The organism is Streptomyces hesseae, assembly GCF_031845785.1.
Lineage (GTDB): Bacteria > Actinomycetota > Actinomycetes > Streptomycetales > Streptomycetaceae > Streptomyces > Streptomyces hesseae.
The window spans coordinates 243,098-256,422 of the sequence record NZ_JAVRFI010000007.1; the positions used below are offsets into that span (position 1 = coordinate 243,098).

General features: G+C 72.2%; 9 protein-coding genes. 2 read left to right on the forward strand and 7 right to left on the reverse strand.

Translation table 11 applies throughout. From position 1 onward, the window contains the following. Positions 1-105: 105 nt before the first annotated feature. The gene (nrdR, locus tag RM609_RS14395) at positions 106-642 is read right to left on the reverse strand and encodes a transcriptional regulator NrdR (protein WP_438828433.1); all 537 of its coding nucleotides are present in this window, start codon (positions 640-642) and stop codon (positions 106-108) included. Positions 643-1,221: 579 nt separating this feature from the next. On the opposite strand from nrdR, the gene lexA reads away from it, so the two are divergent. Further along, positions 1,222-2,007 (forward strand): transcriptional repressor LexA, encoded by a 786-nt coding sequence (gene lexA, locus RM609_RS14400; protein ID WP_099202316.1) that lies wholly within the window; start codon positions 1,222-1,224, stop codon positions 2,005-2,007. Positions 2,008-2,208: 201 nt separating this feature from the next. Here the strand turns inward: lexA and RM609_RS14405 are convergent, their stop codons facing one another. The 4 genes from RM609_RS14405 to RM609_RS14420 form a co-directional block, all read right to left on the reverse strand. Next, entirely contained in the window at positions 2,209-4,188 is a 1,980-nt protein-coding gene (locus RM609_RS14405; protein WP_311610985.1) for an ATP-dependent DNA helicase, read from the reverse strand. 183 nt (positions 4,189-4,371) lie between these two features. Next, entirely contained in the window at positions 4,372-5,106 is a 735-nt protein-coding gene (locus tag RM609_RS14410) for a GNAT family N-acetyltransferase (RefSeq protein ID WP_311610987.1), read from the reverse strand. A gap of 7 nt (positions 5,107-5,113) precedes the next feature. Continuing rightward, a complete protein-coding gene (locus RM609_RS14415) occupies positions 5,114-7,069 on the reverse strand; it encodes an IucA/IucC family protein (protein ID WP_311610989.1) in 1,956 nt (651 codons plus the stop codon). Between the two features lie 77 nt (positions 7,070-7,146). Beyond that, entirely contained in the window at positions 7,147-8,532 is a 1,386-nt protein-coding gene (locus RM609_RS14420; RefSeq protein ID WP_311610990.1) for an aminotransferase class III-fold pyridoxal phosphate-dependent enzyme, read from the reverse strand. A 261-nt stretch (positions 8,533-8,793) separates the two neighbouring features. Between RM609_RS14420 and RM609_RS14425 the strand changes: the two genes are divergently transcribed. Next, on the forward strand, positions 8,794-9,996 hold the full coding sequence (locus RM609_RS14425; protein ID WP_311610991.1) for a trypsin-like serine peptidase: 1,203 nt from the start codon (positions 8,794-8,796) through the stop codon (positions 9,994-9,996). A 91-nt stretch (positions 9,997-10,087) separates the two neighbouring features. Here RM609_RS14425 and hflX read toward each other — a convergent pair whose 3' ends face one another. Continuing rightward, the gene (gene hflX, locus RM609_RS14430) at positions 10,088-11,590 is read right to left on the reverse strand and encodes a GTPase HflX (RefSeq protein WP_311610993.1); all 1,503 of its coding nucleotides are present in this window, start codon (positions 11,588-11,590) and stop codon (positions 10,088-10,090) included. A gap of 147 nt (positions 11,591-11,737) precedes the next feature. After that, complete coding sequence (locus RM609_RS14435; RefSeq protein ID WP_311610994.1) at positions 11,738-13,222, reverse strand: M1 family metallopeptidase; 1,485 nt, start codon at positions 13,220-13,222, stop codon at positions 11,738-11,740. Between the last annotated feature and the right edge of the window lie 103 nt (positions 13,223-13,325).

The following is a 13,325-nucleotide window of genomic DNA, read 5'->3' on the forward strand; positions in this document are numbered from 1 at the left end:
CCTCTACGGGCAAAACGCCCTAATGCGCCGATTTTCTTCCGGGGCGCGATGTGTTCTGTCACCCGGTGGCGCTCAGCGCCCCGGGTAGGTCTTGGATGTCGTCGCTCAGTCGGCGGCGACGGCGGGCGCCGGCACCTCGGCGCCACCGGCGGGAGCCGCCGGGTCCGCGGCGGAGCCTCCGCCGCTCTCGCCACGGCCGAGGCCCTCGCGCAGTTCCGCGACGGCGGCCTCGAAGTCCTCGAGCGAGTCGAACGCCTGGTACACGGACGCGAAGCGCAGGTACGCCACGAGGTCGAGGTCCTTGAGCGGGCCGAGTATGGCGAGCCCGACGTCATGGGTGGTGAGCTCGGCGCTGCCCGTGGCCCGCACCGCCTCCTCGACCCGCTGACCGAGCTTCGCCAGAGCGTCCTCCGTGACCGGGCGACCCTGGCACGCCTTGCGCACTCCGGAGATCACCTTGGTCCGGCTGAACGGCTCGGTGACCCCGCTCCGCTTGACCACCATGAGTGACGCGGTCTCCACGGTGGTGAACCGGCGGGAGCAGTCGGGGCACTGGCGGCGCCTGCGGATCGAGCAGCCGTCATCGGTGGTCCTGCTGTCGACGACACGGCTGTCGGGGTGCCTGCAGAAGGGGCAGTGCATGGCTCTCCACCCTCCTTCACCCTCGAGGAACCTCGAAAAAGCTGTACATGTTCTCCGACTTCGGCGACCCCGTAGGGGGTCTCGCCGAGCAGCCCCCAGCATAGGCGATGACCGGGACCCGGAATGACCAGGGAGGGGCATCGACCACAACTTGTGGGTAGCTTCCGCCATCAAACCACTAGATCTGGTGCCCGGCCGCCAGGATCTCCCCCAGCGTGTCGCGCCGCCGCGACGGGACACGGCCTCGCGCGAGGCGCCCGAAGGCAAGCCGGGAAGGTCGCGGATGACACACTGGGGACGTGGCACGGCGACGCCGCCGGACACCGCCGACACCTCTCGGACGGCGGCGGACGGACCGTCGCGCGAGCGCCGGGCGACCCGAACGGGCCTCCGGCGCGAGCGGGCGAACCGCGCATCGAAGAGTACCGTAATGGGGCGAATTGATCTTTGCCCGTACACCCTGCCGACTGATCAAGTCAGCCAATCCGCGATATTTCACTCGAACGTGTGTTTGGCGCAACCTTTCGAAAGCAACTACCGTTGTCCAGCTAGGGAGAGAACATCTCGAGAGGGGCCGACGTGACCACCACCGCAGACAGCGCCACCATCACCGCCCAGGACCGCTCCCAGAACCGACTCGACCAGGCACACCCGATGAATGACGCAGCCATGAACGCCGAGGGGCAGAAGCCGGCCCGCTCACTCCCTGGACGGCCCCCCGGTATCCGGGCGGACAGCTCCGGGCTCACCGACCGGCAGCGCCGCGTGATCGAGGTCATCCGGGACTCCGTCCAGCGCCGCGGATACCCACCATCCATGCGCGAGATCGGCCAGGCGGTGGGGCTCTCCAGCACCTCCTCCGTCGCCCACCAGCTGATGGCCCTGGAGCGCAAGGGCTTCCTCCGCCGGGACCCGCACCGCCCCCGCGCCTATGAGGTGCGCGGTTCGGACCAGCCGAGCACGCAGCCGACCGACACCACCGGCAAGCCCGCCGCCTCGTACGTCCCGCTGGTGGGCCGTATCGCCGCCGGTGGCCCGATCCTGGCCGAGGAGTCCGTCGAGGACGTCTTCCCCCTCCCCCGCCAGCTGGTGGGCGACGGGGAGCTGTTCGTCCTCAAGGTGGTCGGCGATTCCATGATCGAGGCCGCCATCTGCGACGGCGACTGGGTGACGGTCCGCCGCCAGCCCGTGGCGGAGAACGGCGACATCGTGGCCGCGATGCTCGACGGAGAAGCCACGGTCAAGCGTTTCAAGCGCGAAGACGGCCATGTCTGGCTGCTTCCGCACAATGCCGCCTATCAGCCCATTCCCGGTGACGAGGCCACCATTCTGGGCAAGGTCGTGGCCGTACTGCGGCGGGTCTGACACCACCCGTCGAAAGACTGGGCCCCGGGACCAACTGCGCCGGTTCCGGGGCTCTTCTTTATGCGCACATACGCGTTTACGCGCTGCCGATTTCGCGCGTCTTTCTTTAATGCGGCAAGGCGGCGGAGCGTCTTAAGCAGCAGCAAGCGGTCACGCGACTTATGCGCGACCGCTTACTTCGTGCCCCTACTTCGTGCCCCGCTATTTCCCGTCCGCCTTGGCCGCCGCGTCGATGGCGGACAGGGAGCGGCGCACCTGATTACGGTCCGTGGTGTACCAGAAGTCCGGCATCGAGGCGCGCAGGAAGGAGCCGTAGCGGGCCGTCGCCAACCGGGGGTCGAGCACCGCGACCACGCCGCGGTCGCCCGACGCCCGGACGAGCCGGCCCGCGCCCTGCGCCATCAGCAGTGCCGCGTGCGTCGCGGCCACGGCCATGAAGCCGTTGCCCCCCGCGTCCTCCACGGCCCGCTGCCGGGCGCTCATCAGCGGATCGTCCGGGCGGGGGAAGGGCACGCGGTCCATCACCACGAGCTGACAGCTCGGCCCCGGCACGTCGACGCCCTGCCACAGCGACAGCGTGCCGAACAGACACGTACGAGTGTCCGCCGCGAAGTTCTTGATGAGTTCGCCCAGCGTGTCCTCGCCCTGGAGCAGGATCGGCATGTCGACCCGCCCTCGGAGCGCCTCGGCGGCCGCCTGGGCGGCCCGCATCGAGGAGAACAGCCCCAGGGTGCGGCCTCCGGCCGCCTCCACCAGCTCGGCCAGCTCGTCGAGCATGTCCGTCCGGTTGCCCTCCCGGCCCGGCTGGGCCAGGTGCCGGGCGACGTAGAGGATGCCCTGCTTCGGATAGTCGAACGGCGAGCCGACGTCGACGCCCTTCCACGACGGGACGTCCTCGCCCTCGACGCCCTCGGGAGCGAGCCCCAGGGAGGCGCCGACACCGTTGAAGTCGCCGCCGAGCTTGAGCGTGGCCGACGTCAGCACCACGGACCGCTCGCTGAAGAGCTTCTCCCTCAGCAGCCCCGACACCGACAGCGGCGCCACCCTCAGCGAGGCACCGAAGCGGTCGTGGCGCTCGTACCAGACGACGTCGTATTCGGAGCCCTCCACGATGCGCTCCGCGACCGCGTGGACGTTCTCCACGGAGGCCAGGGCCTGCTTGCGGACCGCGTCCTCGTCCTGGACGGACTTGTCGCGGGTGTTGCCGATCGCCGAGATCACCGTGCGCGCGGCGTCGCGCAGCGCCATCAGGCAGTGGCCGAGATCTTCGGGGACCTCCTCCAGCCGGCCGGGCAGGGCGAGCTCCATCAGCCGCTCGAAGCTCTCCGCGGCGGTCTGGAGGGCGTCCGCCGCCTTCTCGTCGACGAGCTTGGCGGCCCGCCGGACGGCCCGGTTGACCTGGCCCGGGGTGAGCTCACCGGTCGCGACGCCGGTGACCCGAGAGACCAGCTCATGGGCCTCGTCCACGATCAGGACCTCATGGCCGGGGAGGACCGGGGCGCCCTCGATCGCGTCGATGGCCAGCAGCGCGTGATTGGTGACCACCACATCGGCGAGCTTGGCCCGCTCCCGCGCCGCCTCGGCGAAGCACTCGGCGCCGTAGGCGCACTTCGAGGCGCCCACGCACTCGCGGGAGGTGACGGACACCTGGGCCCAGGCGCGGTCGGAGACGCCGGGCGTCAGATCGTCGCGGTCGCCGCTCTCGGTCTCGTCCGCCCAGTCGCGCAGGCGCAGCAGGTCCTTGCCGAGCTTGCTGGTGGGCGCGGCCGACTCGAGGGGGTCGAAGAGCCCCTCCTCCTCGTCCTGCGGGACGCCCTCGTGGAGCCGGTGGAGGCACAGGTAATTGGAGCGGCCCTTGAGCATCGCGAACTCGGGGCGGCGGCGCAGCTGCGGATGCAGCGCGTCGACCGTCCTCGGCAGGTCGCGCTCGACGAGCTGGCGCTGAAGCGCGAGTGTGGCGGTCGCGACGACGACGCGCTCGCCGTGGGCGAGGGCCGGCACGAGGTAGCCGAGCGACTTACCGGTGCCGGTGCCCGCCTGGACGAGCAGGTGGGAACCGTCGTCGATGGCCGTGGCGACGGCTTCGGCCATGGTGACCTGGCCGGGCCGCTCGGAGCCCCCGACGGCGGAGACAGCGGCGTGCAGCAGGTCGGTGACGGAGGGCGAGGAGGTGGCAGTCATAGCCTGTTCAGCCTACGGTGCGGCACTGACATCGGGTCCCGATGACCGTCCTGGGCCTTTCCGGGCCAGGCCGCGCAAAGGGCCCGACCCGGACCGGCGGGGAGCCCCGGACCGGCCGGGAAGCCCGGACCGGCGGTGAGGCCCACGACGGGCCCCGGCCCCTCCCCCGCCGTCTCGTGATCGTCACAGGACGGCACGCAGCGCCCTGTCGCGGATCATCAGCGCCGCGCGTTTGCCGGGCAGCTCCACCTCGCCGCTCAGCCGGAAGCCCGCGCCGAGGAACGCCGCCGTGGACGGGGTGTTGCGCAGGTCCGGCTCCCCGACGACCCGGTCGCAGCAGGGGCGGTGTTCCAGGACCAGGTCGGCGACCGCCCGCAGGAGCAGCGTGCCGAGACCCCGGCCCCGGTCGGCGATCTTGCCGATGAGGAAGTGGATCCCGGTGTCGTGCGGCCGGGCCGGGTAGTGGCGGGCGATCGGGTCGAGGTCGGCCCGGTAGACCTCCCAGTAGCTCATCGGGACCCCGGCGAGCACTCCGAGGCAGGGCACGCTGCGCCCGTCGCCGTCGAGCTGGGCCCGGAGGTGGTCGACGGTGGCGGCACCGGGCCCGGCCAGCTCCCAGAACGCCGCGACAGCGGGATCGTTCATCCACTGGGTGACCAGCCGCAGGTCGCGCTCGATCCGTACCGGGACGAGCTGGAACGGCCCCGCGTCGGTGCCCACCGGTCCCCAGTCGGCGAGGCCGTCCAGGAAGTCGCCCGCGCCGCCGGAGAGGCCGGACCGGACCGACGACGAGTGGTGGGCGTCGGCGGGTTCGGTGAGGTCGTGGACGGCGTGCTCGGCGGTGATGAGCTCGATGAGTTCGTCGGTCAGCCGGAGGTCGACGGTGTCGGCACAGTCGTCGTAGGCGTCGGCGTTCATCCGTGGCTCACCCCGCCGCCGTGGCCAGGGGGTTGGCGATGGTGACATAGACCGACTGGGAGTCCACGGGCCCGGAGAGCTCGTCGAGACCGCGCAGCCTGGTCAGCATGTTGGCCTTGCAGCGCAGCTTGGGTTCCTCGAGCAGGCGCCGGGGCAGGGTGGAACGGACCGGGGAGGCTCCGGACGCGACCTCCTTGAGGAAGCGGCGGAGCGCGGCGAGCAGGACGTGCTCGTCGGCGAGGCGCTGGGAGCCGAACGCGCCGATCAGCCCGAGGACGTTGTTGATGCCGAGGTAGTAGAGGAACCGTTCGTCGGCGACGTCGTCGGTGACGAAGGTGTCGCTCTCCCGCCCGATGCCCGGAAGCCTCTGTTCGAGTGCGTCGCGGTGGGAGTCGCGGAAGTAGTAGCCCTGGTTGTCGCGGTAGCGCCCGCCGACGGGCCAGCCGTCCGCGTCCAGCAGGACGAGGGTGTTCTGCTGATGGGCCTCCAGGGCGATGCCCGCTTCGCCGTCCAGCCAGAGGACGGGCCGGACGATCGCCTCCAGATAGCGCAGGAACCATTCCGTGGCGACGGCTCCGGCGGGCCGGCCCGTGCGGTAGGCGAGCCGGGCGACGATGTCGGCGAGCCGGGAGTGGGTGGCGGGCCTGCCGGTGGCCCCCTGCCGGCCCGCCCACGGCCGGGGCGAGACGAGCCCGGCGAGGCACACGGCGTCGTCGCCGGGGCCGAAGGGGTTGTGCCGGATGACGGTGTCGAGCCCCCTCAGCGGGGTGCCGTCCGGGGCGTCGACGCCGATCCAGGCCGGGTCGCGGACGATGTCGAAGCCGTGTCCGCCGACGCAGGCGGCCCGCCAGCGCTCGGCGAGGCCGCCGCGCAGCAGCCGGTGCACTTCGACGCCGCGCCGCAGCTCCTTGCGGAGGTTCTCGCGGCGGGAGTTGGTGACGCGCAGGCCGAGGGAGAGCTTGAGCATCGCGGGGGCGCCGGGCCGGTGCACGGTCCGGAGCGAGGACGTGGGGTACCAGGGCTCGCCCTGCGGACCGAGGTCGCGCAGCAGTCCGGCGTCGAAGAGCCGGGCGGTCTCCGGGCGGTGGCGGATGTCGCGGGCCTGCCAGGGGTGCGCCGGGAGGGGGGCGGTCCCGGGCGGCAGCTCCCGTTCCAGGTCCGGTCCGGCGAGGCGGGCCGCGAGGGCGGTGGCGTCGACGGGGCGGCCGCGTTCGGTCCAGGCCGAGTCGGCGGCCAGCACGGAACGGTCGACGGCCAGCCAGTGCAGTGGGAAGCGGCCGCGCAGCTCGGGCGAGAAGGGGGCGGCCTCGGCGTCCGAGAGGCCCTCCCGGCTCTTGGGCGCGGGGTGCAGGGGGTGTCCGAGGAGCAGGGCCTGTTCGCCGTAGAGGAAGAGCTCGCCCTCGTCCGGGTCGGCGGGCCGCTCGCGCCGGTCGGTGAGGAACACGGCCGTGCGGCGGGCCGAGTCGGCGACGCGGGCGACCAGTTCGCCACCGTCGTCGGTGGAGGGACGGCCGGCCTGTGCGGCGCGGTGGGCGGCTTCCCGGCCGAGGAGGGCGGCCAGGGTGACGGCGTCGAAGGCGGGGGCGTCGTCGGGGCCGCCGGTCAGTGTGACGCGCCCGAAGCGGTGCCAGCCGGTCGCGGACCAGTAGTGCACGGGCACGCTCAGCGGGATGCCGCTGGCGTTGAGCGGCAGGTAGAGGGTGTCGCCGTGGGGGCGTTCGACGCCGTTCTCGCGTACCCAGCAGCGCAGCAGGTTCTCCACGGCGGCGGTGTCCGCGGCGGCTCGCGGGTCGGGGTCGTCCAGGGGTTCGGTGACGCCGTGCGGGCCGGCGGCGGGCAGTTCGGCGCGGACACCGTGCCCGCCGAGACGGTCGTGCTCGCCTGCGCTGCCGTGCCGGCGCGGCAGCGCGGGGGTCCGGGCCTGGCCGACGGGGGAGGCGTCGGTGGGGAGGGACGCGTTCATGCGGGGTGCGGCGTACAGGTCACGGCGTTCCGGCCGGGCTGCGGCGCCTTCCTCCTTCGGCGGTCTGGTGCGGCGGTCTAGGAAGTGGGGTGCCGGCGGACGGTGCGGGAGGCCGCGGCGACGGCGTCGGACAGCCGGTCGAGGACGGCCTCGGCCTGCTCGTCGGTGAGGGTGAGGGGCGGCAGCAGCCGGATCACCGGGGGGCGGCGGTCGCTCAGCCCGACGATCAGCCCGCGGCGCAGGCATTCCCGCTGTACGTCCTCGGCGAGGGCGACGGCGGAGGACGCGCTACGACCCGGGGCCGGGACGCCCGCGCCGGACACGGAACCGGCTCCAGGAACGGACGCGGAGCCGGCCTCGGGATCGGTGACCTCGATGCCGATCATCAGCCCCTTGCCGCGTACGTCCGCGACGCACTCGTGCTCCCGCGCGAGCCTCCGCAGCCCTTCGAGCATCCGGGCGCCGAGGACGGCCGCGCGGCGTTCCAGTCCGTTCTCCCTGATGTGGCGCAGGGTGGCCGTGCCCGCGGCCATGGCGAGCTGGTTGCCCTGGAAGGCGACGGCCTCGTCCCGATGGCGCGGCCGGGCGCCGAGGTCGTCGTGGTGGACGATGACGGCGAGCGGGAGGCTGCCGCCGATGGCCCTGGACAGGACCATGACGTCGGGGACGACGCCGCTGTGCTCGACGGCCCAGAAGGCGCCCGTGCGCCCGGCTCCCGTCCACGCCTCGTCGGCGATGAGCGGCACGGCCCGCGCCGCGGTGATGTCGCGGAGCCGTCGCAGCCGGTCGTCGGGCAGCGGCACCACTCCGTCGCCCAGGACCGGCTCGACGACGAGCCCGGCGGGGAGCGGGATGTCCCTGCGAACGTCGCTGATCGGACAGCTGGTCTCGCCGGCGTCCCCGGCCGGGGACGCGTGCCCCTGAGGAAAGGTCAGCCGGGCCACCCTCGGGCCCCGGACGTCCAGTACATCCGGTACGGCCTCCCCCGGCCCGCCGTCCGCGAGGGCGAGGAGCCCGTCGCGGCCGGTCGCGGCGCGGACGAGCCGGAAGGCGTCCGCCAGCGCGTCTGTGGCGGCGGGGCCGCAGAACCGGATCCGGGCCGAGTCGGCCAGTCCGCGCGGGAGGGTCGCGAACAGCTCGTCCGCGAAGGCCTCCTGGACGGGGGTGGCGAGGTCCGGGACCTGAAGCGGTGCCCCGGAGTCGAGCACGGCGCGGATGGCCTCCAACACGACCGGGTGATTGTGGCCGAGCGCGAGGGCGCCGCCGCCGGAGAGGCAGTCGAGATAGCGGCGGCCGTCGGCGCCCTCGATGGTCAGGCCCCGGGCGCGCACGGGCACGACGGGCAGCGAGCGGGCGTACGTCCGGGCCGAGGACTCCCGGGCCGGCTGCCGCCGGAGGGTGCCCGCGCGGCCGGGCCGACGGGTCAAGGGCGGTGCGGGCGGCGTTGGTCGGGTCGGGGCCATGGCTCGGTTACCTCCTCCTGCCCGCTGAACGATGGTCGGTCGTCCCCCGTACGTACCAACGACGCCGCGAGCTGCGGATCACGGTCCGATCGCAAGATCCTTCGTTCCGGAACCGAGGACCCGCCCGTGTCCGTCTCCCTCGGCACCGGCATAGTGGGGGCCTGCCCCTCGCCGGGGCAGTACATGACAAGTGCCCGCCATGTCACTCGCATAGCGGGCATGAGCCACCCAATACGCACAGATCACAGGGGAGCCCACTCCATGCCATCGACAAGGCGGCCTGTTCTGGCCGCGGCAGCCCTCACCGCCGCCCTGGCGCTGTCGGTCACCGCGTGCGGCCCGTCCGACGACAAGGCCGGGGGCGACACCAAGCCCAGCGCGGCCGCGAGCCAGAAGGGCGACGACCTCCCCAGCCTGCCGAAGGGCATCTCCGCGGGGGACCTGGACAAGTGGAAGAAGAAGTGGCAGGACGGCGCCTGGAAGAACTGGGACAAGGACCAGTGGCTCCGTGAGGCCCGCGACTTCATCAACCCCATCATCAAGGGCCACTGGAAGCCCGACACGATGAAGGATGCCCGCTCCAGCGACAAGACGCTGGCCACCCAGGGCGCCCCCGGCACCGTGCCGGGCAGTGGGGCGAGCGACCAGGGCGTCACCGACCCGGAGCCGCGTCCGGTCACCGCCAAGGCCGTCGGCCTGCCGTACCACAACAACGCCGCCCCGGTGGGCAAGGTCTTCTTCGACAGCCCCGAGGGCCACATGGTCTGCTCGGGCACGGTCGTCAAGGACCCGGCACACCCCGGCAAGTCCAACCTGCTGTGGACCGCCGGCCACTGCGTCCACGCCGGCCAGAAGGGCGGCTGGTACCGGAACATCGCCTTCGTGCCGTCCTACAACGACAACGGTCTCCCGGGGGCGCAGGTCAACAGCGCTCCGGTGCAGGACGTCGCCCCGTACGGCGTGTGGTGGGCGGACTGGGCGCAGACGTCGTCGCAGTGGATCACGCAGGGCGCCGAGACCGGTGGCGCGGGTGCCCCGTACGACTTCTCCGTGCTCCATGTGAAGTCCGAGAACGGCAGCGGGAAGTCCCTGGAGGAGACGGTCGGCAACGCCCTCACCGTCGACTTCAGCACCCCGCAGGTGAAGTCCATCAGCAGCATGGGGGCCTGGGGCTACCCGGCCGCGCCGCCCTTCGACGGGCAGAAGATGTACGACTGCGTGGACAAGCCGGGCCGTCTGACCATCGAGTCGTCGCAGCCCACGATGTACCGCATCGGCTGCACCATGACGGGCGGTTCGTCCGGTGGCGGCTGGTTCGCCAACGGTCCGGACGGCAAGCCGGTGCTCGTCTCCAACACCTCGATCGGCCCGGCCAACAGCACCTGGCTGGCGGGTCCGCGCCTGGGCCCGGAGGCCAAGGGCGTCTATGACGCGCTGAGCCAGAAGTTCGCGAACAAGCAGTAGCGCGAAGCGGCACCGCGTGGAGCGAAGCGGCGCCGCACAGGACGAAGGCCCGCCCCGACCGAAGTCGGGGCGGGCCTTCGCCGTGCCGGGGTCAGGGCCGGGCGGCCGGTACGAACCGCTGGAGCTCGGCGGCGAGCTCCTCATGGACCCGGGCCTTGATCAGGGTGCCCTCCGGGGTGTGCTCCTCGGAGATCACCTCGCCGTCCTTGTGCACCCGGGCGATCAGCGAGCCATGGGTGTACGGCACGAGCGCCTCGATCTCCACGGCGGGGCGCGGCAGCTCGGCGTCGATCAGCGCCAGCAGCTCCTCGATGCCCTCGCCGGTCCGCGCCGACACCGCGATCGAGTGCTTCTCTATGCGCAGCAGCCGCTGGAGGATCAGCGGATCGGCCGCGTCCGCCTTGTTGATCACCACGATCTCGGGCACGTCGACCGCGCCGACGTCCCGGATCACCTCGCGCACGGCGGCCAGCTGCTCCTCGGGCGCCGGGTGCGAGCCGTCCACCACGTGGAGGATCAGGTCGGAGTCGCCGACCTCCTCCATGGTGGAGCGGAACGCCTCGACGAGGTGGTGCGGCAGGTGCCGGACGAATCCGACGGTGTCGGCGAGGGTGTAGATCCGGCCCGAGGGCGTCTCGGCCCGGCGGACGGTCGGGTCCAGGGTGGCGAACAGGGAGTTCTCCACCAGGACGCCCGCGCCGGTGAGGCGGTTGAGCAGCGAGGACTTGCCGGCGTTGGTGTAGCCCGCGATGGCCACCGACGGGACCTTGTTCCGCCGGCGTTCCTGGCGCTTGATGTCGCGGCCGGTCTTCATCTCCGCGATCTCCCGGCGCATCTTCGCCATCTTCTCGCGGATCCGCCGCCGGTCCGTCTCGATCTTGGTCTCACCGGGACCACGGGTGGCCATGCCGCCGCCGGAGGAACCGGAGCCACCACCACCCATCTGCCGGGACAGCGACTGACCCCAGCCGCGCAGCCTCGGCAGCATGTACTGCATCTGGGCCAGGGAGACCTGGGCCTTGCCCTCGCGGGACTTGGCGTGCTGGGCGAAGATGTCGAGGATCAGGGCGGTGCGGTCGACGACCTTGACCTTGACGACGTCCTCGAGGTGGATGAGCTGGCCGGGGCTGAGCTCACCGTCGCAGACGACGGTGTCGGCGCCGCTCTCCAGGACGATGTCCCGCAGCTCCCGGGCCTTGCCCGAGCCGATGTAGGTCGCCGGGTCCGGCTTGTCGCGGCGCTGGATCACGCCGTCGAGCACCTGGGCGCCGGCGGTCTCGGCGAGGGCGGCGAGCTCCGCGAGGGAGTTGTCGGCGTCCTGGACCGTGCCGGACGTCCAGACGCCGACCAGCACCACGCGCTCCAGGCGCAGCTGCCGGTACTCGACCTCGGTGACGTCCTCGAGCTCGGTGGAGAGCCCCGCGACACGCCGCAGGGCGGCGCGCTCGGAACGGTCGTACTGCTCGCCGTCACGCTCCCCGTCGATCTCGTGGCTCCAGGCGACGTCCTCTTCCATCAGGGCGTCGGCCCGAAGGCTCTCCGGGAGGCTCTGCCGGTCCTGCCGGTCCTGGGGAAGGGAAGAAGAGGAGGTCATTTGATCCTTTGCTTGATTGACGACTGTGCGCGGTGCCCGCCCTCACGGCGGGCGCTCACGGCATCGACAACGTCCGGCGCGCTCCGGAGATTCCCGGAGGCGGCCGCCTCGCCGACCCGTCGATGTTCCCATGCCGCCGCCGGGGCGTCACGCGGGTTTCGGCGGGGTCGTCTTCCAGTCGGGGTGCCCGGGCATGGGCGGGGTCGTCCGCTCGTACAGCCAGGGGTGGAGGAAGCGTGCCTGGTCCTGGCCGGAGACCTCGGAGGCGAGGGCGACGAAGTCGGCTGTGGTGGCGGTGGAGTCGCGGTAGCGGCGCACCCACTCGCGCTCCAGGCGGTCGAAGGCCGCCGCACCGATCCGCTGGCGGAGGGCGTAGAGCACCAGGGCGCTGCCGTCGTAGCAGACCGGCCGGAAGATGCTGATCTTCTTGCCCGGAACGGGCGCCTTGATCGCCGCCGGGGGCCCTCCGTCGGCCCGCATCTGATCGGAGAGCTGATAGGCGACGCGCATCCGGTCCACCAGTTTCCGGCCCTTGCGCTCCTCCGCGTACAGCGATTCGTACCAGGTGGCGTGGCCCTCGTTGAGCCACAGGTCGGACCAGACGCGGGGGCTCACGCTGTCGCCGAACCACTGATGGGCGAGCTCGTGAACCATGATCGACTCCACGTACCAGTCGGGGAAGCCGGCCTTGGTGAAGACGTCGCGCTCGAAGAGGGAGAGGGTCTGGGTCTCCAGCTCGAAGCCGGTCGAGGCATCGGCGATGAGCACCCCGTAGGTCTCGAAGGGGTAGTTCCCGACCCGCTTCTCCATCCACGCGATCTGGTCGGGCGTCTTGGCGGTCCAGCTCTCCAGGGCCTTCTGATCGGCGGCGGGCACCACGTCCCGCAGCTTCAGCCCGCGCGGGCCGCCGCGCTGGGGGACGGTGGAGCGGCCGATGGCGACCTGGGCGAGCTCGGTGGCCATGGGGTGGAGGGTGCGATAGGTCCAGGTGGTGTTCGCCCCCTCGGTGGCGCGCCCGGCGGGCAGCCCGTTGGCGACCACGGTCAGCTCCTTGGGGGCGGTCACCCGGAAGGTGAACAGTGCCTTGTCGGAGGGGTGGTCGTTGCCGGGGAAGACCCGGTGGCCTGCGTCGGCCTGATTGGCCATGACGAGGCCGTCGGCGGTGGGCACCCAGCCGCCCTCGCCCTCGCCGCGCGGGTCGCTGGTGTGGTGGACGGTGACGGTGAACGAGCTGCCGGAGGGCACCGGCTCCGTCGGGGTGACGACCACGTCCTCCCCGGCGGGGGCGAACCGGGCGGGCGCGCCGTTGACCTCGACCGAGGCGATCTTGCCGTGGGTGAAGTCCATGTTGAAGCCGTCCAGCTGCGCGCTGGACCGGGCGACGAACCGGGTCACGGCATCCAGTGGCTGGTCGTTGGCGTGGTAGACGAGCGAGATGTCGTAGGCCGCGATGTCGTAGCCGGGGTTGCCCAGGTGGGGGAAGAGCCGGTCGCCGATCCCCCGGGCCTCGGGGGTCGGCGGCACGGCGGCGCCCAGGACCAGGACCGCCGCGGCCGCGAGGAGGGTGGCCCGGCGGCGCGGGAAGCGCCGGCGCTGCGGGGAACGCTCCCCGGGGGCGGGTGAGTGCGACATGCTCCACCGCTATCAGCGCGCGCCCGCACGCCGGTGGCGGCGCGACGTCGGCCCACCCTTACGAGCGTCTTGGATGCTGGTACGAGTGTCGTATCGGACGACC

Excerpts from the sequence above, each read along its gene's own strand:
- nrdR (WP_438828433.1), bottom strand. The coding sequence starts at position 642 with ATGCACTGCCCCTTCTGCAGGCACCCCGACAGCCGTGTCGTCGACAGC.
- RM609_RS14405 (WP_311610985.1), bottom strand. The coding sequence starts at position 4,188 with ATGACTGCCACCTCCTCGCCCTCCGTCACCGACCTGCTGCACGCCGCT.
- RM609_RS14410 (WP_311610987.1), bottom strand. The coding sequence starts at position 5,106 with ATGAACGCCGACGCCTACGACGACTGTGCCGACACCGTCGACCTCCGG.
- RM609_RS14415 (WP_311610989.1), bottom strand. The coding sequence starts at position 7,069 with ATGAACGCGTCCCTCCCCACCGACGCCTCCCCCGTCGGCCAGGCCCGG.
- RM609_RS14420 (WP_311610990.1), bottom strand. The coding sequence starts at position 8,532 with ATGGCCCCGACCCGACCAACGCCGCCCGCACCGCCCTTGACCCGTCGG.
- RM609_RS14425 (WP_311610991.1), top strand. The coding sequence starts at position 8,794 with ATGCCATCGACAAGGCGGCCTGTTCTGGCCGCGGCAGCCCTCACCGCC.
- hflX (WP_311610993.1), bottom strand. The coding sequence starts at position 11,590 with ATGACCTCCTCTTCTTCCCTTCCCCAGGACCGGCAGGACCGGCAGAGC.
- RM609_RS14435 (WP_311610994.1), bottom strand. The coding sequence starts at position 13,222 with ATGTCGCACTCACCCGCCCCCGGGGAGCGTTCCCCGCAGCGCCGGCGC.